This is a genomic window from Streptomyces manipurensis (assembly GCF_049570255.1).
In the GTDB taxonomy this organism is placed as follows: domain Bacteria; phylum Actinomycetota; class Actinomycetes; order Streptomycetales; family Streptomycetaceae; genus Streptomyces; species Streptomyces manipurensis.
Window position 1 is genome coordinate 3,376,440 of record NZ_CP186950.1, and the last position, 25,212, is coordinate 3,401,651.

25 protein-coding genes and 1 tRNA gene are annotated in these 25,212 nt (G+C 73.8%); 15 read left to right on the forward strand and 11 right to left on the reverse strand.

The window, feature by feature from the left end; all coding sequences use genetic code 11:
* Positions 1 to 44: 44 nt before the first annotated feature.
* Positions 45 to 1,496, forward strand: coding sequence for an alpha,alpha-trehalose-phosphate synthase (UDP-forming) (locus ACPU2J_RS15490; protein ID WP_420080400.1), 1,452 nt, complete (start codon positions 45 to 47; stop codon positions 1,494 to 1,496).
* 36 nt (positions 1,497 to 1,532) lie between these two features.
* On the opposite strand, the gene otsB is transcribed toward ACPU2J_RS15490, so the two are convergent.
* The 3 genes from otsB to ACPU2J_RS15505 form a co-directional block, all read right to left on the reverse strand.
* The gene (gene otsB / locus ACPU2J_RS15495; RefSeq protein ID WP_423833465.1) at positions 1,533 to 2,381 is read right to left on the reverse strand and encodes a trehalose-phosphatase; all 849 of its coding nucleotides are present in this window, start codon (positions 2,379 to 2,381) and stop codon (positions 1,533 to 1,535) included.
* A gap of 33 nt (positions 2,382 to 2,414) precedes the next feature.
* The gene (locus tag ACPU2J_RS15500; RefSeq protein WP_361595898.1) at positions 2,415 to 2,651 is read right to left on the reverse strand and encodes a DUF3263 domain-containing protein; all 237 of its coding nucleotides are present in this window, start codon (positions 2,649 to 2,651) and stop codon (positions 2,415 to 2,417) included.
* Between the two features lie 89 nt (positions 2,652 to 2,740).
* Entirely contained in the window at positions 2,741 to 4,039 is a 1,299-nt protein-coding gene (locus ACPU2J_RS15505) for an extracellular solute-binding protein (RefSeq protein ID WP_420080399.1), read from the reverse strand.
* Positions 4,040 to 4,215: 176 nt separating this feature from the next.
* Here ACPU2J_RS15505 and ACPU2J_RS15510 point away from each other — a divergent pair, with 176 nt between their 5' ends.
* The 3 genes from ACPU2J_RS15510 to ACPU2J_RS15520 all read left to right on the forward strand — a co-directional run bounded on the left by ACPU2J_RS15510 (position 4,216) and on the right by ACPU2J_RS15520 (position 7,329).
* Complete coding sequence (locus tag ACPU2J_RS15510; protein ID WP_420082408.1) at positions 4,216 to 5,148, forward strand: ROK family protein; 933 nt, start codon at positions 4,216 to 4,218, stop codon at positions 5,146 to 5,148.
* Positions 5,148 to 6,311, forward strand: a complete 1,164-nt coding sequence (gene nagA, locus ACPU2J_RS15515) for an N-acetylglucosamine-6-phosphate deacetylase (protein WP_420080398.1) — start codon at positions 5,148 to 5,150, stop codon at positions 6,309 to 6,311. Before ACPU2J_RS15510 ends, nagA begins: the two co-directional genes overlap by 1 nt.
* A gap of 100 nt (positions 6,312 to 6,411) precedes the next feature.
* Positions 6,412 to 7,329: a 1-phosphofructokinase family hexose kinase gene (locus ACPU2J_RS15520; RefSeq protein WP_365141731.1), complete on the forward strand. Its 918-nt coding sequence runs from the start codon at positions 6,412 to 6,414 to the stop codon at positions 7,327 to 7,329.
* 28 nt (positions 7,330 to 7,357) lie between these two features.
* On the opposite strand, the gene ACPU2J_RS15525 is transcribed toward ACPU2J_RS15520, so the two are convergent.
* Positions 7,358 to 8,383: a CBM35 domain-containing protein gene (locus tag ACPU2J_RS15525; protein WP_420080397.1), complete on the reverse strand. Its 1,026-nt coding sequence runs from the start codon at positions 8,381 to 8,383 to the stop codon at positions 7,358 to 7,360.
* A gap of 68 nt (positions 8,384 to 8,451) precedes the next feature.
* Positions 8,452 to 10,161, reverse strand: a complete 1,710-nt coding sequence (gene cdgB, locus ACPU2J_RS15530; RefSeq protein ID WP_361595883.1) for a diguanylate cyclase CdgB — start codon at positions 10,159 to 10,161, stop codon at positions 8,452 to 8,454.
* Positions 10,162 to 10,463: 302 nt separating this feature from the next.
* On the opposite strand from cdgB, the gene ACPU2J_RS15535 reads away from it, so the two are divergent.
* Entirely contained in the window at positions 10,464 to 11,033 is a 570-nt protein-coding gene (locus ACPU2J_RS15535; protein ID WP_420080396.1) for a flavin reductase family protein, read from the forward strand.
* A 33-nt stretch (positions 11,034 to 11,066) separates the two neighbouring features.
* On the opposite strand, the gene arfB is transcribed toward ACPU2J_RS15535, so the two are convergent.
* A complete protein-coding gene (gene arfB / locus ACPU2J_RS15540) occupies positions 11,067 to 11,492 on the reverse strand; it encodes an alternative ribosome rescue aminoacyl-tRNA hydrolase ArfB (RefSeq protein WP_361595877.1) in 426 nt (141 codons plus the stop codon).
* A gap of 168 nt (positions 11,493 to 11,660) precedes the next feature.
* Here arfB and ACPU2J_RS15545 point away from each other — a divergent pair, with 168 nt between their 5' ends.
* Both ACPU2J_RS15545 and ACPU2J_RS15550 read left to right on the forward strand, forming a co-directional pair.
* Positions 11,661 to 12,236, forward strand: a complete 576-nt coding sequence (locus tag ACPU2J_RS15545; protein ID WP_361595874.1) for a TerD family protein — start codon at positions 11,661 to 11,663, stop codon at positions 12,234 to 12,236.
* A gap of 94 nt (positions 12,237 to 12,330) precedes the next feature.
* Entirely contained in the window at positions 12,331 to 12,855 is a 525-nt protein-coding gene (locus tag ACPU2J_RS15550) for a GNAT family N-acetyltransferase (RefSeq protein ID WP_420080395.1), read from the forward strand.
* Positions 12,856 to 12,865: 10 nt separating this feature from the next.
* Here ACPU2J_RS15550 and ACPU2J_RS15555 read toward each other — a convergent pair whose 3' ends face one another.
* Both ACPU2J_RS15555 and ACPU2J_RS15560 read right to left on the reverse strand, forming a co-directional pair.
* Positions 12,866 to 14,275 (reverse strand): M1 family metallopeptidase, encoded by a 1,410-nt coding sequence (locus ACPU2J_RS15555; protein WP_423833466.1) that lies wholly within the window; start codon positions 14,273 to 14,275, stop codon positions 12,866 to 12,868.
* A gap of 62 nt (positions 14,276 to 14,337) precedes the next feature.
* Positions 14,338 to 14,892: a GlcG/HbpS family heme-binding protein gene (locus tag ACPU2J_RS15560; RefSeq protein ID WP_389078366.1), complete on the reverse strand. Its 555-nt coding sequence runs from the start codon at positions 14,890 to 14,892 to the stop codon at positions 14,338 to 14,340.
* Positions 14,893 to 15,266: 374 nt separating this feature from the next.
* Between ACPU2J_RS15560 and ACPU2J_RS15565 the strand changes: the two genes are divergently transcribed.
* Genes ACPU2J_RS15565 through ACPU2J_RS15575 form a run of 3 tightly spaced genes read left to right on the forward strand, consistent with a single transcriptional unit; the run spans position 15,267 to position 17,674 of the window.
* A complete protein-coding gene (locus ACPU2J_RS15565; protein WP_423833467.1) occupies positions 15,267 to 16,490 on the forward strand; it encodes a sensor histidine kinase in 1,224 nt (407 codons plus the stop codon).
* The gene (locus ACPU2J_RS15570) at positions 16,487 to 17,110 is read left to right on the forward strand and encodes a response regulator transcription factor (RefSeq protein ID WP_361595859.1); all 624 of its coding nucleotides are present in this window, start codon (positions 16,487 to 16,489) and stop codon (positions 17,108 to 17,110) included. Before ACPU2J_RS15565 ends, ACPU2J_RS15570 begins: the two co-directional genes overlap by 4 nt.
* A 60-nt stretch (positions 17,111 to 17,170) precedes the next feature.
* Positions 17,171 to 17,674 (forward strand): hypothetical protein, encoded by a 504-nt coding sequence (locus ACPU2J_RS15575; RefSeq protein WP_361595856.1) that lies wholly within the window; start codon positions 17,171 to 17,173, stop codon positions 17,672 to 17,674.
* A gap of 102 nt (positions 17,675 to 17,776) precedes the next feature.
* On the opposite strand, the gene ACPU2J_RS15580 is transcribed toward ACPU2J_RS15575, so the two are convergent.
* A complete protein-coding gene (locus ACPU2J_RS15580; RefSeq protein ID WP_423833468.1) occupies positions 17,777 to 18,445 on the reverse strand; it encodes a pentapeptide repeat-containing protein in 669 nt (222 codons plus the stop codon).
* Between the two features lie 107 nt (positions 18,446 to 18,552).
* Between ACPU2J_RS15580 and ACPU2J_RS15585 the strand changes: the two genes are divergently transcribed.
* On the forward strand, positions 18,553 to 19,545 hold the full coding sequence (locus tag ACPU2J_RS15585; protein WP_423834971.1) for a zinc-binding dehydrogenase: 993 nt from the start codon (positions 18,553 to 18,555) through the stop codon (positions 19,543 to 19,545).
* Positions 19,546 to 19,635: 90 nt separating this feature from the next.
* On the opposite strand, the gene ACPU2J_RS15590 is transcribed toward ACPU2J_RS15585, so the two are convergent.
* Positions 19,636 to 20,535 (reverse strand): aminoglycoside phosphotransferase family protein, encoded by a 900-nt coding sequence (locus ACPU2J_RS15590; protein ID WP_420080392.1) that lies wholly within the window; start codon positions 20,533 to 20,535, stop codon positions 19,636 to 19,638.
* 173 nt (positions 20,536 to 20,708) lie between these two features.
* On the opposite strand from ACPU2J_RS15590, the gene ACPU2J_RS15595 reads away from it, so the two are divergent.
* Positions 20,709 to 22,091 carry an NAD(P)/FAD-dependent oxidoreductase gene (locus ACPU2J_RS15595; protein WP_420080391.1) on the forward strand — a complete coding sequence of 461 codons (1,383 nt, stop codon included), beginning with the start codon at positions 20,709 to 20,711 and terminating at the stop codon, positions 22,089 to 22,091.
* A 219-nt stretch (positions 22,092 to 22,310) separates the two neighbouring features.
* On the opposite strand, the gene ACPU2J_RS15600 is transcribed toward ACPU2J_RS15595, so the two are convergent.
* Positions 22,311 to 22,385, reverse strand: a tRNA-Thr gene (locus ACPU2J_RS15600).
* Between the two features lie 234 nt (positions 22,386 to 22,619).
* On the opposite strand from ACPU2J_RS15600, the gene ACPU2J_RS15605 reads away from it, so the two are divergent.
* From ACPU2J_RS15605 to ACPU2J_RS15615, 3 genes are all read left to right on the forward strand, one after another.
* Complete coding sequence (locus ACPU2J_RS15605; protein ID WP_420080390.1) at positions 22,620 to 23,708, forward strand: ABC transporter ATP-binding protein; 1,089 nt, start codon at positions 22,620 to 22,622, stop codon at positions 23,706 to 23,708.
* A 303-nt stretch (positions 23,709 to 24,011) separates the two neighbouring features.
* Positions 24,012 to 24,425, forward strand: coding sequence for a hypothetical protein (locus ACPU2J_RS15610; RefSeq protein ID WP_360871119.1), 414 nt, complete (start codon positions 24,012 to 24,014; stop codon positions 24,423 to 24,425).
* 28 nt (positions 24,426 to 24,453) lie between these two features.
* On the forward strand, positions 24,454 to 25,212 hold the full coding sequence (locus ACPU2J_RS15615) for a nucleotidyltransferase family protein (protein ID WP_365081514.1): 759 nt from the start codon (positions 24,454 to 24,456) through the stop codon (positions 25,210 to 25,212).

The following is a 25,212-nucleotide window of genomic DNA, read 5'->3' on the forward strand; positions in this document are numbered from 1 at the left end:
GCGGCCATGGTTTGAGGGTGAGCAGGCCGGGCTAGGTTCGCCGCATGGCTTCCCAGGTACTCGTAGCAGCTAACCGCGGCCCCCTCTCCTACGTCCTCGCCGATGACGGCACGCTCGGCGCACGGCGCGGCGGGGGCGGTCTGGTCTCCGGCCTGTCGGCGGCCCTCGCCGAGCAGCCGGGGGCGCTGTGGATCTGCGCGGCGCTGTCGGACGCGGACCGGGAGGCCGTGCGGCGCGGGGTGTCCGAGCCAGGGGTCCGGATGCTGGACATCGATCCCACGATGTACGACGACGCGTACAACGGCATCGCGAACTCGGTGCTGTGGTTCACCCACCACCACCTGTACGACGTGCCGCGCGAGCCGGTCTTCGACGCGGAGTTCCGGCGCCGCTGGGACTCCTACACGGCCTACAACGCGGCCTTCGCGCACGCCCTCGCCGAGGAGGCGGAGCAGGGCGCCCGGGTGCTGGTGCAGGACTACCACCTGGCCCTGGTCCCGGGGCAGCTGCGGGAGCTGCGGCCGGATCTGCGGATCGCCCACTTCACGCACACGCCCTGGGCCTCGCGGGAGTTCATGGGGATGCTCCCGGACGACATCGTGAGCCGGCTGACCTGGGGGATGCTGGGGGCGGACCGGCTGGGGTTCCACACGTGGGAGTGGGCCTCCCACTTCGCGGGCGGCGCCACCCGCGACGACGCTGCCGGCATCGCGGACTCCTTCTTCCCCCGCGACGGGGCGCCCGGGGTGAACCACCGGCGGCTGACCGGGGGCCGGTACGGGGAGAAGCGGTTCACGGAGGTGGCGCGGTACCCCCTGGGCGTGGACGCGGAGGAGCTGCGGGCGCTCGCGCACCGGCCCGAGGTGGACGAGAAGCTGGCCGAGCTGCGGGCGGAGGTCGCGGGCCGCCTGACGATCGCCCGGGTGGACCGGACCGAGCTGTCGAAGAACATCCTGCGCGGCCTGCTGGCCTACCGGGAGCTGCTGACGGTCCACCCCGAGTGGCGCGGCCGGGTGGTGCACCTGGCCTCGGCGTACCCGTCGCGGCAGGACCTGAAGGTGTACCGGGACTACACGGCCTCCGTGGCGGAGCTGGCCGCGGAGATCAACGCCGAGTTCGGCACCGACGACTGGCAGCCGGTGCTGGTGTCGGTGAAGGACGACTTCGCGCGGTCGCTGGCGGTCTACCGGATGGCGGACGTGGCGCTGGTGAACCCGGTGCGGGACGGGATGAACCTGGTCGCCAAGGAGATCCCGGTGGTGTCGGAGGCGGGCTGCGCGGTGGTGCTGTCGACGGGGGCGGGGGCGTACGAGGAGCTCCGCGGGGACGCGCTGACGGTGAACCCGTACGACGTGTCGGAGACGGCGGAGGCGCTGCACACGGCGCTCTCGATGCCGGCGGAGGAGCGCGCGGAGCGCACCAAGCGCCTGGCGGCGGCCGCGACGGCCCTTCCCCCGGCCCAGTGGTTCAGGGCCCAGCTCGAAGACCTGGGCTGACCCGCCGCCGGGGGCGGCGCCCCCGGCGGCGCGGGGTCAGCTCCGGAGGGCCCCGGCCAGGGCGGCCAGGAAGGCGGCCACGGAGCCCGGTCCGGGCAGGACCAGGTCGGCGCGGGCGGCCAGCTCGGGGACCTCCGCCGAGCCGCTGCACACCAGCAGCCCGGGCAGCCCGTCGGCCCGGCGCTTCTCGACGGCCGAGTAGGCGGCGAGGTCGCCCAGGTCGTCCCCGGCGTACAGCACCGTCTCCGCGTCCCGCTCCGCCAGGAACTCCGTCAGGGCGACGCCCTTGTCCATGCCCGGCGGCCGCAGTTCCAGGACGGCCCGTCCCGGCTCCACCATCAGCCCGTGCCGGGCGGCCAGGTCGGCCAGCGGCTCCCGCAGCGCGGCGAAGGCCGCCGCCGGGTCCTCGGCGCGCCGGGTGTGCACGGCCAGCGCCCGGCCCTTCTCCTCGATCCAGGTGCCCTGCCAGGCCCCGATGGAGTCCAGGAATCCCGGCAGCTCGGCCCGGACCGCCGCCACCCCGGGGTGTTCGGCGGGGGCGTGGACGGTCCCGGTCACGGCGTCCCAGCGTTCGGCCCCGTAGTGGCCGAGGACCACCAGGTGCTCCAGGCCGGGTGCGCCCGCGAAGCCGCCGTAGCGCACGGCGACGCCCGCGGGCCGTCCGGTGATCACCGCGACCGAGTCCACCCGGGGCGCGAGCGCCGACAGGGCGGGCAGGGCGTCGGGGTGGGCGCGGGCCTGGTCCGGGTCCGGGACGATGTCGGCGAGGGTGCCGTCGAAGTCGAGGGCGACCACGGAGCGGCGCGGCGCGCGCAGCAGGGCTTCGAGCCCCTCGCGTCCGGCTGCGGTGACGGGCATCGGCAGGTCGTGCGGATGGCTCCCCATACGCACGACCCTAACGGCCCTGCGCGGCGACGGCTATCGCCTGGCCCGCTGCGCTTCGCGGATGCGGCGCAGGCGGTTCACCGTGCCCGGGGCGTGCTCCAGTGCCCGCGGGTCGTCCATCAGCGCGTTGAGCAGCTGGTAGTAGCGGACGGGGGTCATCCCCAGCCCTTCCCTTATGGCCCGTTCCTTGGCGCCGGGCCCGGGCCAGGTGCGCGCCTCGTACGCGAGCACCGCGGCCTCCGTGGCCGTCAGCCGCCCCTCGTCCGTCATACCGCCAGATTAACGCCGTGGTCCGACAGCCGGCCGCGCCCGGCCGCCGCACGGGCGTCCGGGCGCGCGGCGGCCGGCGGCCGGGCCGGTCAGTGCTGGTCCGCGGCGCGGGCGCCCGCGGCGATGTCCTCCAGGACCTTCGCCGGCTGCCCGCCGGGCTGGACGGCCCTGCCGATGTTCTGCTTGATGTCCTCGCTGACGCCCGCCCAGGACTTCTTGCCGGCCGGGTACAGGCGCGAGCCGGGCAGGGCCGTCAGGAAGGGCTTGAGCTGCGCGGACGAGCCGCCGGTGGCGGCCTGCTTGGCCTGGTAGCCGGAGGTGGTCGCGGGCAGCAGGTCGTACTTGTCGGTGAAGGCCGTCACGTTCTTCGGCTGGTAGAGGAAGTCGAGGAACTTGCCGGACTGCTCGCGGTGGCCGTTCTTGAAGGCCATGATCCAGTCCGCGACGCCCATCGCGGGCTGCGGGGAGCCGTCGGAGGTGGGCAGCTGCACCATGCCGAACTTCACGCCCTTGGCCTCGGCCTGCTTCATCAGCGTGGGGTGGCCGTTGAGCATGCCTACCTCGCCCTTGGCGAAGGCGTCGAAGGCGGCCTGCCGGTCCAGCTTCCCCGGCTCGACGGGGCCGGTCAGACCCTGTCCGACCATCTTGTCGCGGAGGAACTCCAGCGTCTTGACGTTGTCGGCGGAGTCGAGGGACCAGCCCTCCTCGTTGTCGGTGTAGCCGCCGCCGCCCGCGAGCATCCACATCATCGTCTCGGCCTGGGCCTCCTCGCGGCCGAGCGGCAGCGCGAAGGGGGTGGCGACGCCCGCGCCCTTGAGCTTCTTGGCCGCGGCCTCCAGGTCCGCCCAGCTCTTGGGCTGCCAGCCCTTGGAGTCCTTGGGGATCACGCCCGCGTCGCCGAGGAGCTTCTCGTTGTAGAAGAGCAGCCGGGTGCTGGAGACGAAGGGCATGCCGAACTGGGTCTGCTTGACCTTGCCGGCGTCCGCGAGCGGGGCCAGGAAGTCGGCCTCGGTCTTCACGGAGAGCAGTTCGGCGGTGGAGTACAGCTTCCCGGCGGCGGCGTAGTCGGCGTAGGCGCCGATCTGCGCGATGTCGGGGGCCTTGCCGGCCTTGACCATCTCGGCGACCTTGGCGTCGACCTCGGACCAGGAGTAGACGCCGACCTCGACCTTGGTGCCCGGGTTCTCCTTCTGGAAGGCCTCTGCGAGGTCCTTCCAGTAGGCCGCGGAGGAGTTCTGCGGATTGTCCCCGTAGTCGGCCGCCACGACCCGCAGGGTCACCTCGTTGTCTCCGGTGAGTCCCTCGACGGCTCCGCAGCCCGTCAGCGTCACAGCGGTCAGGCACAGCGCGGCGCCGGACGCGGCCAGGCTCAGGTAACGGCCCTTCACAGGTATCGATCCACCCCTAGTTGTACGTACGATCCACGTAAGGTCTACACCACTTTGGCGGCTCGTCCACATCGGGCCCCCGACCGGGTGCCCGATTTTGTATGGCCACTCAACAATCCCCTCCAATGGACTAGACCTTTCCCCGCCGAGCACGCGAGACTGTCTCTGTGAAACCCGTGAAACACGTCATCGCCCTCGATGTGGGCGGCACCGGGATGAAGGCCGCCCTCGTCGCCGAGGACGGCACCCTGCTCCACGAAGCGCGCCGCGCCACCGGCCGCGAGCGGGGCCCCGACGCCGTCGTCGAGACGATCCAGGACTTCGCCGCCGAACTCCTCGCCACCGGCCGGGAGCGCTTCGGACGCGCCGCCTCGGCCGCCGGGGTCGCCGTCCCGGGCATCGTCGACGCCGACCACGGGATCGCCGTCTACGCGGCGAACCTCGGCTGGCGCGACGTACCGCTGCGCGCGCTGCTCGCCGCGCGCCTCGGCGGCATCCCCGTGGCCCTCGGCCACGACGTGCGCACGGGCGGACTCGCCGAGGGCCGCATCGGCGCCGGCCGGGGCGCCGACCGCTTCCTGTTCGTCCCGCTGGGCACCGGCATCGCCGGCGCCATCGGGATCGCCGGCCGCATCGAGGCCGGCGCCCACGGCTACGCGGGCGAGATCGGCCACATCGTGGTCCGGCCGGGCGGCCCGGCCTGCGGCTGCGGCCAGCACGGCTGCCTGGAGACCCTGGCCTCCGCCGCCGCCGTCAGCCGCGCCTGGGCGGCCGCCTCCGGGGATCCCGAGGCCGACGCCGCGGACTGCGCCAAGGCCGTCGCCTCCGGCGACGAGCGCGCCCGGGAGGTCTGGGCGGCCGCCGTCGGCGCCCTCGCCGACGGGCTGGTCACCGCGATCACCCTGCTGGACCCGCACACGCTGATCATCGGTGGTGGGCTCGCCGAGGCGGGGGAAACCTTGTTCACACCACTACGGAAGGCCGTGGAGGAGCGCGTGACGTTCCAGCGGCTCCCCCACATCGTGCCGGCGGCCCTCGGGGACACCGCCGGCTGCCTGGGCGCAGGGCTGCTCGCCTGGGACCTACTCGCCACGGAGGTACCGGCCTGATGTCCGGAAGCGCACACAGCACTGTTCTCTCCGGCGCCAGGGTGGTGCTGCCCACCGGGACCGTGGCGGGCGGCCGGGTCATCGTCGAGGGCGAACGCATCGCCGGCAGCGCGCACGAGGACGCCGCGATCACCGACCTGACCGGGCACTGGATCGTCCCCGGCTTCGTCGACATGCACAACCACGGCGGCGGCGGCGCCTCGTTCACCTCCGGCACCGCCGAGGACGTCCTGCGGGGCGTCCGCACGCACCGCGAGCACGGCACCACCACCCTGGTCGCCTCCACCGTCACCGGCGACCTGGACGAACTGGCCCGGCGGGCCGCCCTGCTCGCCGAGCTCACCCAGCAGGGCGACCTCGCCGGCATCCACTTCGAGGGGCCGTTCATCAACCCCTGCCGCAAGGGCGCCCACAAGGAGGACCTGCTCCGCGACCCCGACCCGGCCGAGGTCCGCAAGCTGGTCGACGCCGCCCACGGCACCGCCCGCATGGTCACCCTCGCCACCGAACTCCCGGGCGGCCTGGACTCCGTACGGCTGCTGGCCGAGCACGGCGTGATCGCCGCGATCGGGCACACCGACGCCTCGTACGAGCAGACGCGCGCCGCCATCGAGGCGGGCGCGACCGTGGCCACCCACCTCTTCAACGCCATGCCCGGCCTCGCCCACCGCGAGCCCGGCCCGATCGCGGCCCTGCTGGAGGACGAACGAATCACCGTCGAGCTCATCAACGACGGCACCCACCTGCACCCGGCGGCACTGGAACTGGCCTTCCACCACGCGGGCGCGCACCGCGTGGCCCTGATCACCGACGCGATGGACGCGGCCGGGTTCGGCGACGGGACCTACCACCTGGGCCCGTTGGAGGTCGAGGTCAAGGACGGCGTGGCCCGGCTCGTCGAAGGCGGCTCCATCGCGGGATCCACGCTCACCCTCGACACGGCCTTCCGGCGTTCGGTGACCCTCGACAAACTGCCGGTGGAGTCCGTGGTCCAGGCGATCTCGGCCAACCCGGCCAAACTGCTCGGCCTGTACGACGAGGTCGGCTCGCTGGAGCCGGGCAAGTACGCCGACCTGGTCGTCCTGGACGCCGGCTTCGAGGTCAAGGGCGTCATGCGGCGCGGCGAATGGATCGTCAGCCCCCTTCCCCACACGGCTTCCTGACGGCCGGGAGCCCGGCAGGAGCGAGGCGGCCGGCCCGCAGGACTGGGCCGACCGCCGTCTGTTTGGCATGATCCCGGCAGCAACAGACCCGGGGGTGCCCATGATCCTGACCGTGACGCTCAACACCGCGCTCGACGTCACCTATCGCGTGCCGCGGCTGCTCCCGCACGCCTCGCACCGGGTCTCGGCCGTCACCGAACGCGCCGGCGGCAAGGGGATCAACGTCGCCCGGGTGCTCGCGGCGCTCGGCCACGAGGTGACGGCGACCGGCTTCGCCGGCGGCCCGTCCGGCGCCCTCGTCCGCGAGCTGCTCGCGCGGACCCCCGGCGTGGTCGACGCCCTGCTCCCCTGCGCGGGCCCCACCCGCCGCACCGTCGCCGTGGTCGACGAAGCCTCCGGCGACACCACCCAGTTCAACGAACCCGGCCCGGCGATCTCCCCCGCCGAGTGGTCGCTGTTCCTCGCCCGCTACGAGGAGCTCGTCCGCGGGGCCCGCGCCGTCGCCCTGTGCGGGAGCCTCCCCCCGGGCGTACCGGTGGGCGCGTACGCGGCCCTCGTCCGGACGGCCCGGTCGGCCGGGATCCCGGTCCTGCTGGACACCGGCGGCGAGGCCCTGCGCCGCGGCGTCGCCGCCCGCCCCGAGATCATCAAGCCGAACGCCGCCGAGCTGGCCGAGCTCACCGGCTCCCGCGACCCGCTCCCCGCCACCCGCGACGCCCGCCGCCGGGGAGCCCACGCCGTGGTCACCTCCCTCGGCCCGGACGGGCTGCTCGCCGCCACCGCCGAGGGCGCCTGGCACGCCGCCCCGCCCCGCCCGTTGTCCGGCAACCCCACCGGAGCCGGCGACTCCGCCGTGGCGGGCCTGCTGTCGGCCCTCGCCGAGGGGCTGGACTGGCCGGACCGCCTCACCCGGGCCGTCGCCCTGTCGTCGGCCACGGTCCTCGCCCCGGCCGCGGGAGAGTTCGACCCCCGCACCTACGAGGAGGTACGGGGGTCGGTGACCGTGCGGCCCGCCTAGGACGGCCCGGACCGGGGAGCGGGGCCGGTCAGCCCTGCTCCAGCCAGAGCTGGTCCAGGACGACGTCGCACTGGTTGCCCGTCTCGCACGAGATCCTGATCGTGTTGGCACCCTGCTTCAGGTCGACCAGCGAGTAGGTGTTGGTCCAGCCCTTGGACCAGTCACCGGCGGGCGCCTTGGAGAAGTTCGCCATGTTGATCGGCCGGGTCTGCACCTCGCCGTTGATGGTCAGCGTGGTGTTGGCGTCCTTGCCCGGCACCCCGTAGGTCATCTTCAGCTTGTACTTGCCCGCCTTGGGCAGCTCCAGCGACCAGGTGGCGGCCGCGCCCGTCGCGTTGAGCCCGCCGACGTACTGGCCGTCCGCGCTCTTCGCCCCGGGGATGGTGTTCTGCAGGTTGGCGCCGCCGGTCAGGGACATGCCGCTGCCGCCGAAGTCGGCCTTCGGCAGCGGAGCCTCCGAGGGCTTCGTGCTCGGGGCGGGGCTCGACGGGTTCTGCGGGGCCGAGGACTGCTGGCCCGCGTTCGCCACGGGCTCCTGCTTGTCCTTGTCCTTGTCCTTGTCACCGAAGGCCAGGGCCGCGCCGATGCCGATCGCGACCGCGCCGACCACCGCGACCGCCGCGATCAGCAGACCGCGACGGCTGGAGCCGCCGCCACCGCCGTGACCGCCCGAACGCGAGATGGTCTGGGTCTGGTGCTGCGGGGGCTGCGCCTGCGGCGGCACACCGTAGCCGTTGGCCTGGAGCGCCTCGGGGGCCTGGTACTGGGCCTGGTAGCCGGGCTGCTGCCCGGGCCCCTGCTGCTGGGGAACCGGTCCGCGCTGGCCACCGCGCCGGTCGCCGACCGTGCGCACCTGGTGGTGCGAGGTACGGGGGACACCGGGCTGCGCACCGGGGTGACCGCCGGACGTGCCCCCCGGGTAGCCGTATCCACCGCCCGATGCGGGCGGTGCCGCTCCACCGGCCTGGCCGTCCGCGTAGAGATACCCGAACGGATCATCGTCCTCGGGCTTGTTCGCCCCACCGTGCGGGCCGTTGTTCGCGGGCGTCGTCATCGCAGGTCACTCCTTTCGACCCACGGGAGCCTACCCCGAACAGGTGCACCCACGGGTGGCAGACCGTCTCAGCCGGCCCTGCGGTGCGCCTTGGAGCGGGACCTCTTCTCGATGTACATCCGCTGGTCGGCGGAGCGCAGCACCTCGTCGGCGGACATCCCGCAGCTGGCCCAGCCGATGCCGAAACTGGCGCCCACCCGCACCGCACGGCCGTCCACCCGGATCGGCGGGATGATCGCGTTGCGCAGCCGGACGGCGAGGTCGGCGGCGTCCGCGGCGCCGAGCCCGTCGGCGAGAACGACGAATTCGTCACCACCCAGCCGGGCGACGGTGTCACCGTCCCTGACGCCCGTCGTCAGCCGCCGGGCGACCTCGATCAGGACCGCGTCGCCGGTGTGGTGCCCGAACCGGTCGTTGATCGACTTGAAGCCGTCGAGGTCGCAGAAGAGCACCGCGAGCCCCTTGGTCCCGTCGTCGACGTCGGCCGCGGGCGCCACGGTGTGCACGTGGTGGTCGTACGGCCCGTCGGCCGGGGCGGGCGGCGCGCCGGGGAAGTCGAAGGGGTCGGTGCCGGTGTAGCGGTCGGCGCCGTCGGGCCGGAAGCCGTGCTCGGCGCCGCCCGTCTCCGTCCGCACGGGGTGCCCGTCGCGCCCCTCGAAGGCGGCGTCGAGGGCCTCGATGGCGCTGGCCCGCGCGGACTGGGGTCTGCGGCACAGCCGCGCCCCGAGCCGGGCCTTCAGCTCGGCGCTGTTGGGCAGGCCGGTCAGCGCGTCGTGGCTGGCCCGGTGGGCGAGCTGCAGCTCGTGCCGCTTGCGCTCCTCGATGTCCTCGACGTGCGTGAGCAGGAAGCGCGGGCCGTCGGCGGCGTCGGCCACGACGGAGTTGCGCAGGGAGACCCAGACGTAGGTGCCGTCGCGGCGGCCGAGGCGCAGCTCGGCCCGGCCGCCCTCGGCGGAGGTGCGCAGCAGGGTGCCGATGTCCTCGGGGTGGACCAGGTCGGAGAAGGAGTAGCGGCGCAGCACGGAGGCGGGGCGGCCGAGCAGCCGGCACAGGGCGTCGTTGGTGCGCAGCAGCCGGCCGTGCTGGTCGCCTCCCATCTCGGCGATGGCCATGCCGCTGGGCGCGTACTCGAAGGCCTGGCGGAACGACTCTTCACTTGCGCGGAGCGCTTGTTGCTCCCTTTCCAGCCGCACCAGGGCGCGCTGCATGTTCGCCCGCAGCCTGGCATTGCTGATCGCAATGGCCGCCTGGAAGGCGTACATCTGGAGCGCTTCGCGTCCCCAGGCGCCGGGGCGGCGGCCGTTGCGCGGTCTGTCCACCGAAATGACACCCAGAAGTTCCCCGCCGGACGCATACATGGGGGCGTAGAGCCGGTCCTCGGGGTGCCACTCGTCCTCGAACCGCGGATCGGGTCCGTCGGTGTGCCACTGGGGGACGTCGTCCTCCAGGAGGACCCAGCCCTCGGTGTGCGGGATGAAGCGGAGTCCGTCCCAGCACTCGCCCATCGTCAGGCGGCGGTCCCAGGAGGCACGGGACCCCACGCGACCTGTGATGAGGGCCTCCGCGGCGGGGTCTCCGGCGAAGGCGGCGACGACCAGATCACCGTCCGGGCGAACGAGGTTGACACAGGCGAGCTCGTAGCCGAGGCCCACGACGATGCCGTCCACGACGGTCTGCAGAGTGTCCGCCAGGCTCCTGGCCGTGTTGAGATCGGCCACCACCCGGTGCAGCTGCCGCAGGGTCGCAAGACGGACGTACGGCTCCGACTCGGTCTCCATTGCTCGCTCTCCCCGAGACCTCGACAGCAACTCCAGTTTTGTCATCGGCGTTTCGTTGCGGTGTCCCGTCCACTGAATCACAGTGAGCTGTGCCGCCGGTACACAGGGTCAACAAATCTTGCCCTCTGTGACTCAAGTCACATGAGATGAATAACGGTGCACGCTGAGGCCGAAAACGACTGGGAGCGCTCCCTCGCCTTCCCGTGAGCAAACGATACGCCGGGACCTAGGACAAGGGGCGGGGGCACGACTCGGACCGGGGCCCGATGTGCGCCACGAGAGGGCGAGATTAGCGTTTCCCCGTGCTGAAGACGACCCCCGTACCCGCCCCGCACGCGGCGAGCCCGCATGCTGAAGGGGTGAGCAACGACGAGTTCCGTGCCGCCATGTCCCGGCTGGCCGCCGGCGTGTGCCTGATCACCGCGCACGAGACCCCGCTGACCGCGGACGGCCCGCGCGGCGAGGACGTGGGCATGACGGCGACCGCCTTCCTGTCCGTCTCCCTGGACCCGCCCCTGGTGCTGGTGAGCCTGCGCGAGGGCTCGCGGATGGACGACCTGCTGGCGGAACAGCCCTTGTGGGCCGTCTCGGTCCTCGCCGACCACCAGCTCCAGGTCGCGGGACGCTTCGCGATGAAGGGCCGCATCAGCGACCGGCTGCTCTTCGCGGACCTGCCGTACACCCGCGGCGAGGCCTCGGGCGCCCCCCTGCTGACCGGCGCCCTCGCCACCCTGGAATGCCGCACGGAGAACCGCGTCGAGGCCGGCGACCACACCCTGGTCGTGGGACGGGTCCTGACGGCGGCCCTGCCCGCCCCGGACGCCGCGCCGCTCACCTACTTCCGCGGCCGCTACCGGCACCTGCGCGTCTAGATCGTGTGGTCAAAGCCGTCTGGCCGGGCGTGGCTACCAGTCCCGGCCGGTACGGCCCCGCTTGGTCTCGCCCCTGGCCTTCTTCTCGCGCAGCCGCCGCTCGTTGATCCCGCGGGGGATCTTCGTCGGGCGGCGCTGCCGCGGCGGCGGAGCCGTCGCCTCGGCCAGCAGCGACGCCAGCCGGACCAGCGCCATCTCCCGGTTGCGCAGCTGGGAGCGGTGCTCGGAGGCCCGTACGGTCACCACCCCGCCCACCAGCCGGCCCGCGAGGCGCTCCAGCGCACGCTCCTTCCAGACCTCGGGCAGCGCCTTCGTCGCCGCCAGGTCGAAGAGCAGCTCCACGCGCGAGTCGGAGGTGTTCACGTGCTGGCCGCCCGGCCCGGAGGACCGCGAGAAACGCCAGGAGAGCTCTCCTTCGGGGAGCACGACCGCACCGCGGATGACATAGGGACCAGGCATGCCCCCTATGATCCGCGCCCGCCGGGCCGCCGTCACCCTCATTTGCGGCCAACCGGATTTCCTCGAGATTTCACGCCGGGAACCCGACAGGCCTCTCGGCGCGTTAGAGGGGGCAGCGGTAGTTTGACCGCCTGTACGTGCATGTTGGATGAGGAAAGGGACAATCCCATGGCTGTCAGCCTGTCCAAGGGCGGCAACGTCTCGCTCACGAAGGAGGCCCCGGGCCTCGCCGCCGTCACCGTCGGCCTCGGCTGGGACGTCCGGACCACGACCGGTGTCGACTTCGACCTCGACGCCTCCGCCATCGCCGTGAACGCGATGGGCAAGGTCGTCTCCGACAGCCACTTCGTCTTCTTCAACAACAAGTCCACCCCGGACCAGACCATCGTCCACACCGGTGACAACCGCACCGGCGAGGGCGCCGGCGACGACGAGGCCATCAACGTCAACCTCGCCGGCCTGCCGGCCGACGTGGACAAGATCGTCTTCCCGGTCTCCATCTACGACGCCGAGTCCCGCAGCCAGAACTTCGGCCAGGTCCGCAACGCCTACATCCGCGTCGTGAACCAGGCCGGCGGCACCGAGATCGCCCGCTACGACCTCTCCGAGGACGCGGCGACCGAGACCGCCATGGTCTTCGGCGAGCTCTACCGCAACGGCGCCGAGTGGAAGTTCCGCGCCGTCGGCCAGGGCTACGCCTCCGGCCTGACCGGCATCGCGCAGGACTTCGGCGTCAACGTCTGATCAGGCCGCCGGGTCCCCGCCGGGGACCCGAGCGCACGCGGGGCCCCCTCCCGGCCGTCCGGGGAGGGGGCCCCGCTCCGCTACCGTTCGCCGAGTGATCCTCCAACCGTTCGTCCCCGTGGACGGCGCCCTCCCGGGCCCGGTCCTCACCGAGATCGCCGCGCTGTACTCGACGAACCACGCGTTCTTCGAACTCAGCGGGGACTTCCCGGACCCGAACCGCATCACCGTCGAACAGGTCGCGAAGGCCCTCGCCGACGAACTCGCCCACGAGGGCGCCGAGATCCTCCTGGCCCGCTCCGCCGGACGCCTCGTCGGCCTCGCCGCCGTCCTGGACCCGGCCCCCGGCTCCGCCGACGGCCCCCAGGAGCCGTGGATCGGCCTGCTGCTCGTCGACGCCACCGCGCACCGCGCGGGACACGGCCGCGCCGTGGCCACGCTGGTCGAGGAACGGTTCCGCGCCGCCGGGCGCACCGCGGTGCAGATCGCCGTGCTCGACAACAACCCCGCCGCCTCCGCCTTCTGGCAGGCCCAGGGCTACACCCCCGTCCGGCAGGCGAAGGACCGCGAACGGGGCCGCGCCTGCACGGTGATGCGCAAGGCCCTCGCGGACGCCTGACCCCGCGCCCCTACACGGGCCGCTCCTCGCCGTACAGCCACACGTCCCACACCTTCTTCAGGTCGTGGCCCGTCCTCTCCTGCGCGTAGGCGGTGAAGTCGGCCGTGCTCGCGTTGCCGTGCCGGTGGTCGGCCGCCCAACCGCGCAGCAGCGCGAAGAACTTCGCGTCCCCCACCTCCTGGCGGATCCGGTGCAGGACCATCGCGCCGCGGTAGTACACCGGGTTCCCGGAGATGTGGTCCGGGCCGGGCGGCGCGGCGGGCGGGAAGGCGTCCCAGTCGGAGTCCGCGGCCCCGTCCACGTCCGTGTCACCGGCGAGGAACGCCCTGAACCGCTCCTCGGCCGTGGGCCCGCCGTGTTCCTCCGCCCACAGCCACTCGGCGTAGGTGGCGAACCCCTCGTTCAGCCACATGTCCTTCCAGGTCTTCGGCGACACCGAGTTGCCGAACCACTGGTGGGCCAGCTCGTGCAGGACCAGCTCCTCCGCGGGCGCGCCCGGATAGACCGGCTTGGTCTGCGTCTCCAGCGCGTAGCCGAGGGTCCCCGGGGGCAGCACCACCGCACCCGCCGTGCCGAAGGGGTACGGGCCGAACCGGCCGGCCGCCCACTCCAGCATCTCCGGCATCCTCGCGAGCGCGTCCGCGCTCCCGGCCTCCTCGCCCGGCGACACCGCGGTGTAGAGGGAGACGCCCGCCGGCGTCCGCCCCGTGCTCACCCCGTACGGGCCGATCACGGCGGTGGCCAGGTAGCTCGCCATCGGCTCGGGGCTGTGCCAGACGAACTCGGTGTGCCCGCCGGGCCGTTCGCCGCGGGAGCGCAGCTCGCCGTTCGACACGGCCTCGTAGCCCTTGGGGACGGTCAGCGTGATGTCGTAGGAGGCCTTGTCGCTCGGGTGGTGGTTGCCGGGGAACCAGGTCATGGAACCGACCGGTTCGCCGACGGCGACCGCCCCGCGCCCGGTGGTGATCCAGCCCTCCCTGGAGCCGTCCGGGTCCTCGAAGGCCTTGGGCCGGCCGCCGTACTCCACCTCGGTGCGGAAGACCTCGCCCTTCTTCAGGTCGTCGGCCGGGCGCACGGTCAGCTCGTTGCCCGTCCGGTTGAAGCGGGCGGGCTCGCCCTGCACGGTCACCCGCTCGACGTGCAGCCCGCTCAGGTCGAGGTTGAACGAGCTCAGCCCCTGCTCGGCGCGGGACGTGAGGACGGCGGTGCCCTGCAGCACCCCGTCGGCGGGGTCGTACTCCAGGTCCAGCCCGTAGTGCTCGACCTGGTAGCCGCCGTTGCCCGCCCTGGGGAAGTACGGATCGCGCAGCCCCGACGCGCCCGGCCGCCCCTGCACCGTGCTCCCCGTACACCCCGTGGTCAGGGCGAGCAGGGAGGCGACGGCGGGGGCGGCGAGGCGGGAGAGCGCGCGGAGGTCCACGTACCCGATCCTAGGTCGGGCGGCCCCGGCCCCCCGGACGTCCGGGGGGGGCGGCGCGGAGGCTACTTGCCGAGCGCGTCGACGCCGGCCTTCGCGTACTTCTCGTCCAGGTCGCCGCTCGGGGCGCCGGCCACGCCGATGCCCGCGACGGGGGCGCCGTTCGCCTGGACCGGGGTGCCGCCGCCGAGGAAGAGCGTGCCGGGGATGTCCTTCAGGTTCGGGGTCTGGGCCAGGCGGCCCGCGAGCACCGAGGTCGGGGCGTTCCAGGAGACGGCGGTGAAGGCCTTGCGCTGCGCCGACTCGTAGGACTGCGGGCCCGCGCCGTCGCCGCGCAGGGTGACGACGGTGTTGCCGTTGCGGTCCACGACGGCGACCGACACCTTCTGGTTCTCGGCGGCGGCGGCCCGCAGCGCGGCCTGGGCGGCCCGGGTGGCGGCGTCCACGGTGAGGTGCGTCGAGGTGGTGAAGTCCTTGTCGCCCGGACCGTCCTTCTTGCCCGCGACGGACGCCTGGGCGGTCTGCGCGGGGGTCGCGCTGGCGCTCACGGCACCGAAGGCTCCGGCGCCCAGGGCGACGGCGAGGGCGGTACCGGTGAGAACGCGGGTGCGGGTCTTCATCTCTGCTCCTGAGAACGGTGCCGCGGTGCGGCTGCGGATCGGTCGCTCGCTCCGGGACCGGCCGGACCGGTTCCCTTCGCTGCTCCAAGCCTCGGCCCGGACACCCCCGCCCCCGTCCCCGTACCGGCTCGGCCCGCCCACCGCACCGGCTGACCCGGGGGTCCACCGATCGGCTGATGCGCGCCGCCCGCGGCACGGGAAGCATCGGCCTGGGACGCACCCCCGCACCCCCGCAGCGGCGCCGCACCCGCAGACCCCACCGCCGCCCGGCACGGGCCCCCGCCACACCGAACGGCCCACCGCCGCCCGGCCCGGGCCACCGCCGCCCGGCGCGGGCCACGGCCGCACCGGGTGCCCCGGCCGACAATGGACGCATGCCCCCGACCGAGGAGCACCCTGTGACACCCGCCCCGCCGCGCGACGACACCCGGACGCTGGCGACGGTCGCCCACACCGCCTTCTTCCTGCTCCTCGGCGCGTCCATGGCCCGCTTCCTGCTGCGCCACCCCGGTGAACCCCGCACCCCGTGGGTCGTCGCCCTCGGCATCACCCTGGCCCTGCTCTACGTCCTCGGCCCCGCACTCGGCGCCGCCCCCACCCGCCGGCGCCTCCTCTGGCTCGGACTCGTCGTCACCACCTGGGTGGTCCTCGTCGTCCTGGCGCCCAGCTTCGCCTGGTGCGCCGTGCCCCTTTTCTTCACCGCCCTGCGCACCCTCCCCGCCCGCGCCGCCGTCGTCCTCGTCGCCCTGCTCACCGTCTTCGTGGTCACCGCCCAGCTGCAGCTGTCCTCGTCCTTCGACCCCAACCTGCTGCTGGCCCCGCCCGCCGTCGCCGCCCTCGCCACCGCCGTCTTCGTCCACATGGAACGCCAGGCGCAGGCCCAGCGGGCACTGATCGACGACCTGATCCGGACCCGCCGCGAACTGGCCGCGACGGAACGCCGCGAAGGCACCCTCGCGGAACGGCAGCGGCTCTCCATGGAGATCCACGACACCCTCGCCCAGAACCTCTCCAGCCAGCAGATGCTGCTGCAGGCCGCCGACCGCACCTGGGACACCGACCCGGCCACCGCCCGCGCGCACGTCCGTACCGCCACCGGCATCGCCGCGCACGGCCTCGCCGAGGCCCGCCGGCTCGTGCACGACCTCGCCCCCTCCGAGCTCGCCGACGGCGCCGGCCTCCCCGGGGCCCTGCGCGCCCTGGACGCCGGCCCCGACGTCGAGGTCCGCTTCCACCTCGAAGGCACCCCGTCCCCGCTCCCCGACCGCGTCCAGTCCGCGCTGCTGCGCATCGCCCAGGGCGCCCTCGCCAACGTCCGCGAACACTCCGGAGCCCGTACGGCCGCGCTCACCCTCAGCTTCCTCGGCGACCAGGTCGTCCTCGACATCGCCGACGACGGGCACGGCTTCACCGAGCCCCGCACCGGAGCCGCCGCAACCGCGGGAGCCACCGCAGGCACGGGGGCCGCCGGACGCGGTCACGGCCTCCCGGCGATGCGGGCCCGGGTCCGCCAGCTCGGCGGCGACCTGACGATCGAATCCACGCCGGGCGAGGGCACCGTCCTCTCCGCGGCCATCCCCCTGGAGCCCGCCCCATGACCACGATCCTGCTCTGCGACGACCACGTGGTGGTGCGCGCCGGACTGCTGGCCCTCCTCGGCAGCGAACCCGACATCGAGGTCCTCGGCGAGGCCGGCAGCGGCGAGGAGGCGGTCGCCCTCGCCACGAAGCTCCGCCCCGACGTGGTCCTCATGGACCTCCAGCTCGGCGAGGGCATCGACGGCGTCGAAGCCACCCGCCGCATCACCGCCCTGCCGCAGCCCCCGCACGTCCTGGTCCTGACCACCTACGACACGGACGCCGACATCACCCGGGCCATCGGCGCGGGTGCCACCGGCTACCTCCTCAAGGCCGAACGGCCCGAGGAGCTGTTCGCCGCCATCCACTCCGCCGCCCAGGGCCGCACCACCCTCTCCGCACCGGTCGCCAGCCGCGTCATGGCCCACATGCGCGGCGGCCGCCCCACCCTGACCGACCGCGAGCTCGACATCCTCGGCCAGCTGGCCCGCGGCCTGGGCAACCGCGACATCGCCCGCGCCCTGTTCATCAGCGAGGCCACCGTCAAGACCCACCTCGGCCGGATCTACGACAAGCTCGGCGTCGACACCCGCGCGGGCGCGGTGTCCGTCGCGAAGGAGCAGCGCCTCCTGCCCTCCTGACCGGCCCCGGCCACCGGTCCGGGGTGGGGGGCCCGCGGGACCCGTGACACCATCGGGTACGTGCTCGACATCGGCTACTCCCTCTCCCGGCGCTTCCCGGACCCCCCGCAGACCGACTACCGCTCGGCGGACGTCCACGCCCTGCGCCACGACCTGTTCTGCGGTGACGTCTACCTCGCCGACACCAAGGCGGACCGGGAGGTGTCCACGGCCTGGGGATGGGTGCCCGTGCTCGACTTCGCCTGGGCCCTGTGCGACATCGTCGAGCAGCTCGACCGGGACCCGCGCGGCAGCCGCTCGGCCCACCGCCAGTACGCCGAGATCGACTTCACCGAGTCCACGGACCGGATGCTGTTCGAGCGCCGCTTCGGCTGGGTCGACGTCGAGGCCGACTGGATGCCCGCCGAAGAGGCCCCGCTGACCTTCAGCCACCGCATGCTGCGCCGCGAGGCGCGCGACTTCCTGCACGACCTGATCGCGGACCTGATCGACATGCACGAGGGCCTCGGCGACAACCCGGCCGTGTGGACCCTCCAGGCCCGCTTCCCCCGCGTCCCCGCCTGACGCCCCGGGCCGGGGCCGCCGGCGTTTGAGGCGCGGGGTCCGGGGCAGCGCCCCGGCAACGGCGCCGCACGGCACCCGCAGCCCCGGCACCCGACGGCCCCGCTACGCCACCACCCGCACACCCAACTGCACCGCCAACGCCGGCGCCAGCTCGAACAGCTGGGCCGGGCTGATCACCACCCCCGCCAGGGACTCCACCCCCCGCGCGATGCCCAGCTCCGCCGCCTCCCGCAGGTCCACATCAGCCATCCGCACCCCGCTGAAGTCCACCCCGCGCAGCACGCAGTCGACGAACTGCACCCGCTCCAGCACCGCTCCCCCGAAGTCCGGCTCCACGAGCACGCACCCCTCGAAGACCACGTCCTTCAGCCGTGCCTTCCGCAGGTTCAGGAAGTCGATCTTGCCGCCGCGCACCACGACCCGTTCCAGCACGGCCCCGTGCATCTGCACCCCGCCGAGCCGCGCGTCGACCACCTCCACGTCCCGCAGCGCCGCCCCCGACAGGTCCGTCCCCACCCCGCGGACCCCCTCCAGGACCGAATCCAGGATCCGCGCCTTCGCCAGACCCGCCTCGTCCAGCGCGCAGCGCCGCACCGCGCAGTCCATGAAACGAGCCCCGAGGCCCTCCTGCCCCGCCAGGTCCAGGTCGGCGAACTCCACCCCGTCGTAGTCGCCGTCGGGCTCCAGCTCACCGCCCGCCCACGGCGCCAGCTCGGGCAGCCGCACCTCCGGCCTGCGTGCCGTCTTCACCGTCGGTCCGTTTCGCACCATGCCCCCATCGTGGCCCACCGCACCGACAACCCCGGCGGCCCCCTTGACCTCAAGTCCCCTTGAGGTCGCAGGCTCGTCCCATGACGACCCCGGACACCTCCACCACCATGAACGCCGTCCGCCTCCACGCCTTCGGCCCCGCCGAGAACCTCACCCACGAGCGCACCGCCCGCCCCGATCCGGCCCCCGGCCAGGTCCGCATCGCCGTCGCCGCCGCGGGCGTCCACCTGCTCGACACCAGCCTCCGCCGCGGCGTCGAGGGCCCGCCCGCCCCGCTGCCCGACCTCCCCACGATCCCCGGCCGCGAGGTCGCCGGCACCGTCGAGGCGCTCGGCCCCGGCACCGACCCCGCCTGGCTCGGCCGACGGGTGGTGGTCCACCTCGGTTTCGCGCCCGGCGGGTACGCCGAGTACGCCGTCGCCGACGCCGCCCGGCTGCACCCCGTACCCGACGGCCTCGACGCCGCCGAGGCCGTCGCCATGATCGGCACCGGCCGCACCACGCTGGGCATCCTCGGCTTCGCCGACCTCGGGCCGGACTCCGTCGCGCTCGTCCCCGCCGCCGCGGGAGGCATCGGCACGCTGCTCGTGCAGTACGCGAAGAACGCCGGCGCCCGTGTGGTCGCGCTCGCCGGAGGCCCCGAGAAGGCCGCCCTGGCCGCGGCGAACGGCGCCGACCTCGCCCTCGACTACACCGACCCCGGCTGGGCGGCGGCCGTACGCGCCCACCACCCGGGCGGAGCGACCGTCCTCTTCGACTCCGTCGGCGGGGACACCGCCCGCACCGCCCTCGGCCTGCTCGCCCCGGGCGGGCTCCACCTCGTCTTCGGCTGGTCCGGCGGCCCCCTCGTCCTCACCGACGCCGAACGGGCCGGCCTCGCCGCCCGGCGCATCACCACGCAGAACGTGCTCGGTCCGGCCATGCTCCGCCGGGCCGGCGGCGAGGACCCGCTGCGGCTGCTGGAGTCCCGCGCCCTCGCCGAGGCCGCCGCCCGCCGGCTGCGGCCCGCCGTGAGCCGCTACCCGCTGGCCCGGGCCGCCGCCGCCCACCGCGACCTGGAGAACAGGGCGACCACGGGCAAGGTCGTCCTGGAACCCTGACCGCCCCGGGCGGCGGCCCCCGGGCCTGGCGGCCCGCCGCCCCCGGTCAGCCCCCAGCCGACCCCCGGCCGACCCCCGGCCGACCCTCGGTCAGCCCTTGATCAGCAGCTCGGCCACCGCCAACTGCTCCTCGTCCAGCTCCCGTTCACCGTCCTCCACGTCCCACAGGCAGTTCTGCAGCACCCGGCCCAGGGTCCAGGCCCGCGCCCGCCCCCGGTCCAGCCCCGCCGCCTCCGTCAGCAGGTCGAACCGCCACAGGACGTCCTCGACGCGGAACTCGTTGATGATCGCCGGCATCAGTTCGAAGCCGGGGTCCCCGGCCAGCGGCTTCGGATCGATCGCCAGCCACGGTTCCCGGCCGCCCGCGAGGACGTTGCCGAAGTGCAGGTCCCAGTGCAGCAGCCGGTCCCCCGGCTCGTCCGCCACCTCCGCGACCGCGGCCGCGCAGTACCGCAGCAGCCGCCGGTCCCGCTCGTCCGCCAGCCGCGCCAGCGCCCGCGGTACGTCCTCCAGCATCCCGGCGGCCATCTCCCCGAGCCCCCGCAGCCCGGCCGGCGCCGGCGCCGCCGTCAGCCGGGACAACAGCTCCCCGACGACCCCGACCGCCTGCCGGGGGTCCCGCCGCGCGAGGTCCGTGAGGTCCCGGCCGCCGTCCAGCCGCTCCAGCAGCAGCGTCCCGGTGCCGGCGTCGTGCTCCAGCAGCAGGACGCAGCCCTTCCCGCCCCACGCGCGCAGCGCGTCCGGCTCTCCCGCGCACTCCTCGTCCGGCGCCACCAGCTTGAGCACGGCCGCACTGCCGTCGGCCCGCTCCACCGGCAGCACCAGTGCCGTCATCCCGTGCATCACCGGTCCGGTGCGCCGCAGTTCCCACCGCCGCAGGAACTCCGCCGCGCGGGCCGGCAGCCCCTCGATGAACGCCCGCCCCCCGGCCCCGTTGAACCCGATCTGCGCCCGGACCAACTCGTCCGGAATCTCCCCGATCTCGACCATGCCCCGACCGTATCTCCCCGGCCCGCGGCTCCCCCACGACCGCACCCCCGCACCGTCCCGCCCTACGGGCCCCGCCGGCCCTCCCGCATCGGCCACCCGGCCACCCGTACGCCCCCGAAACGCGACATCCCGTCCCTGGACACCCCCTCGGGACGAGGTGTAGCAACTCCCCCATGACGATCAACGGCGGCATCTCCTTCTGGTACGCGACCGACCGCGGCACCCCGGCCGCCCCACCCCGCGCCCCCCTCACCGCCCACGCCACGGCCGACGTCGTCATCGTCGGCGGCGGCTACACCGGCCTGTGGACGGCGTACTACCTCAAGCGGGCCGCCCCCGACCTGCGGATCACCGTCCTGGAGCAGAAGTTCTGCGGCTACGGCGCCTCCGGCCGCAACGGCGGCTGGCTCTACAACGGCATCGCCGGCCGCGACCGCTACGCCGCCGTCCACGGCCGGCAGGCCGCCCAGCGCCTCCAGCGCGCCATGAACGCGACCGTCACCGAGGTCATCGACGTCACCGCCGAGGAGGGCATCGACGCCGACGTCCGGCGCGGCGGCGTCCTGGAGGTCGCCCGCACCCCCGCCCAGCTCGCCCGGCTCAGGGCCTTCCACGCCGGTGAGCTGTCCTTCGGCGAGGACGACCGCGAGCTCCTGGACGCCACCGCCACCCGTGCCCGCCTCGACATCGCCGACGCCGTCGGCTCCAGCTGGAGCCCGCACGGCGCCCGCATCCACCCGTGGAAGCTGGTCACGGGCCTGGCCGCCGCCGTCGAGGCGCTCGGCGTTGTCATCCACGAGTCCACCCCCGTCACCGAGATCGCACCGCGCCGGGCCGTCACCCCCTACGGCACGGTTCGCGCGCCGTACGTCCTGCGCTGCACGGAGGGCTTCACCGCCGCCCTCAAGGGCCAGAAGCGCTCGTGGCTCCCCATGAACTCCTCGATGATCGTCACCGCTCCCCTGCCGGACGCGGCCTGGGACCGGCTGGGCTGGTCGGACGCCACCCTCCTGGGCGACATGGCGCACGCGTACATGTACGCCCAGCGCACCGCCGACGGCCGCATCGCGCTCGGCGGCCGCGGGATCCCGTACCGCTTCGGCTCCCGCACCGACAACGACGGCCGCACCCAGCCCGCCACCGTCGAGGCCCTGCGCGAGCTGCTCTTCTCCTTCTTCCCCGCCCTCACCGGCACGGAGATCACCCACGCCTGGTCGGGGGTGCTCGGCGTCCCGCGCGACTGGTGCGCCGGCGTCACCCTGGACCGCGCCTCGGGCCTGGGCTGGGCCGGCGGCTACGTCGGCTCGGGCGTCGCCACCGCCAACCTCGCCGCCCGCACCCTGCGCGACCTCGTCCTCGACGAGCCGACCGAGCTGACCACCCTGCCCTGGGTCGGCCACCGGGTCCGCCGCTGGGAGCCGGAACCGCTGCGCTGGCTCGGCGTCCACGCCCTCTACGCCGCCTACCGCACGGCGGACCGCCACGAGAGCACCACCCACCGCCCGACGACGACCCCCCTGGCCCACCTCGCCGACCGCATCTCCGGCCGCCACTGATCAGACGGCCGCGGTCAGCCCCTCGATCGCCGCCCGGGCCCATTCCTGCGCCCCCACCGCCGTCCCGGCCGCGACGGGCTCCAGGGCTTCCCCGAGCGCGCCCGGGGGGACGCCGAACCCTGCCCGCCTCCCCACCCGGCAGGACGGACCAGGACCCCGGACAACCCCGAAGGCCCCGCCGTCCGGGCGGACGACAGGGCCTCTGATGCACTTCTTCGGAGCCCCCTGTCGGATTCGAACCGACGACCTACGCATTACAAGTGCGTTGCTCTGGCCGGACTGAGCTAAGGAGGCGCGACCCCCACCCGCACACGGCGAGCGAAGCCGCCATCACTCTACACAGCCGTCCAGTGCGGCCGCGAAGAACTTTCGCCCCGGCCGACGGATCGCACAGAGTTCGAAGTCACGGCGGTGTGGTGCTGACAGCCGGGGCGGCTGCGGGTAGCGTCGGCCCCGGTCCGCTTTGCGGACCAGACCTTCCACTCGGATCGTCCGGCACGTTCCTGCCGGTAGAAGGGATTCATCACCATGGCTTCCGTCACCTTCGACAAGGCGACCCGCCTCTACCCGGGCGGCGACAAGCCCGCCGTCGACCAGCTGGAGCTGGAGATCGAGGACGGCGAGTTCCTCGTCCTCGTCGGCCCGTCCGGCTGCGGCAAGTCCACCTCGCTGCGCATGCTCGCCGGCCTGGAGGACGTCAACGGCGGCGCCATCCGCATCGGCGACCGCGACGTCACCCACCTGCCGCCCAAGGACCGGGACATCGCGATGGTGTTCCAGAACTACGCGCTCTACCCGCACATGACCGTCGCCGACAACATGGGCTTCGCGCTCAAGATCGCCGGTGAGGACAAGGCCACCATCCGCAGGAAGGTGGAGGACGCGGCGAAGATGCTCGACCTCACCCAGTACCTGGACCGCAAGCCGAAGGCGCTCTCCGGCGGCCAGCGCCAGCGCGTCGCCATGGGCCGCGCGATCGTGCGCAAGCCGCAGGTGTTCCTCATGGACGAGCCGCTGTCGAACCTCGACGCCAAGCTCCGCGTGTCGACGCGTACGCAGATCGCCGCCCTCCAGCGCGACCTCGGCATCACCACCGTCTACGTGACCCACGACCAGGTCGAGGCCATGACGATGGGCGACCGGGTGGCCGTGCTCAAGGACGGCCTGCTCCAGCAGGTGGACAGCCCGCGCAACATGTACGACCGCCCCGCGAACCTCTTCGTCGCCGGCTTCATCGGCTCGCCCGCCATGAACCTGGTCGAGGTCCCGATCACCGACGGCGGCGTGAAGTTCGGCGACAGTGTCGTCCCGGTGTCGCGCGAGGCGCTGTCGGCCGCGGCCGACGCGGGCGACCGCACCGTCACCGTCGGCGTGCGCCCGGAGCACTTCGACGTCGCCGAGAGCGGCGGCCTGACCATCGTCGTGAACGTCGTCGAGGAGCTCGGCGCGGACGGCTACGTCTACGGTTCCACCTCCTCCGCGGAGGGCACCCAGGACCTCGTGGTCCGCGTGGGCGGCCGCCAGGTGCCGGAGAAGGGCTCCAGCCTGCACGTGGTGCCGCGGGCCGGCGAGATCCACGTCTTCTCGACCTCCACCGGACAGCGCCTGTCCGACTGACGGCCGGGGTCGTGCGGCCCGTGCGGCCGCGGGTGTTGGAGGGGCGTCCCGTCAAGGGGCGCCCCTCCGGCGTCCGTTGCCCCTCCCCGCGTCCGTTCCACCCCCGTTCCGCACCCGCTCCGCACCCGACCGGCATCCCGGCCGACGACCCGCCCGGCGGTCCGCGCCCGCCGTCAGGAACCCCGGCAGACCCGGCCATTCGGGCGGAGCCGTCAACCCCGTATTCGAAAAACCACGTCGAACCATCCCCCGACAGAGTGACTGAATGTCTCCACATCTTCACCGAGCGCTACTCTCGCCCTCGTGACCCAATCTGCCCGCCGTATCGGCCGTTCCCTCGCCCTGGTCCTGCCCGTCGTCCTGGTCCTGTCCGGGACGCTCGCGGTCACGATGGTCCCCTGGGCGGACACTTCCTCCTCCCAGCTCGTGACCGCCTCCGCCGAGGGCGTCTCCGCCCCCGCCAAGCCGCTCGCCGCGCACGAGACGCTGCGCACGAAGCTGGTCGGCGAACTGCAGGAGGGACAGGCGCCGGACGACGTCCTGACCCACCTCCAGCAGGAGGTCAACCGCCGGCCCTCGCTCGCCGAGCACTGCGTGGGGATCGCCCGCGCCCTCGGCCGGGCCGCCGTCGAGGCCTACGGGCCCACGAAGGCACAGTCCTTCGCCCGCCCGGTCTGCGACACCTCGTACGCCTCCGGCGTCGCCTCCATGGGCTGACCCGAGCCGCGTCCCTACCCTGGCCGTCATGACCGACGACCACCGATCCGCCCCCTCCGCAGCCGCGTTCCCCGCCGCCCCCACCCAGGCAGTCGTCCTGGCGGGCGGCCAGGGTTCGCGGCTGCGTCCGTACACCGACGACCGCCCCAAGCCGATGGTCGAGATCCCGGGGACCGGGGTGCCGATCATCGGGCACCAGCTGGCCTGGCTGGCGGCCGAGGGAGTCACCGACGCGGTGGTGTCCTGCGGGCACCTGGCCGGCGTGCTCCAGGAGTGGCTGGCCGCTGCGCCGTTGCCGCTGCGCGTGACCACCGTCGTGGAGGAGGAGCCGCTGGGGCGCGGCGGCGGCCTCAAGTACGCCGCCCGCCACCTCCCGTCGCCCGGGGCGTCCTGGTACGCGACCAACGGCGACGTGTGGACCCGCTTCCCGCTCCGCGACATGGCGGCCTTCCACGCCGAACGCGGTGCGGTCGCGACGCTCGCGCTGGCCCGGCCGCGGATCCCCTGGGGGGTCGTGGAGACCAACGAGTTCGGCCAGGTGCTGGACTTCATCGAGGCCCCGCAGTCCCCCTACCCGGTCAACGCCGGAGTGTACGTCTTCGGACCCGAATTCGCGGCGATGCTGCCGGACTTCGGCGACCACGAACGCACCACCTTCCCGCGCCTCGCGCGGGAGCGCCGGCTCGCGGGCTTCCCGCTGCCCCAGGGGGCCTACTGGCGGGCCATCGACACCGCGAAGGACCTCACCGAGGCGGCGCGGGAGTTGGCCGCGCAGACGGGCGCCTGA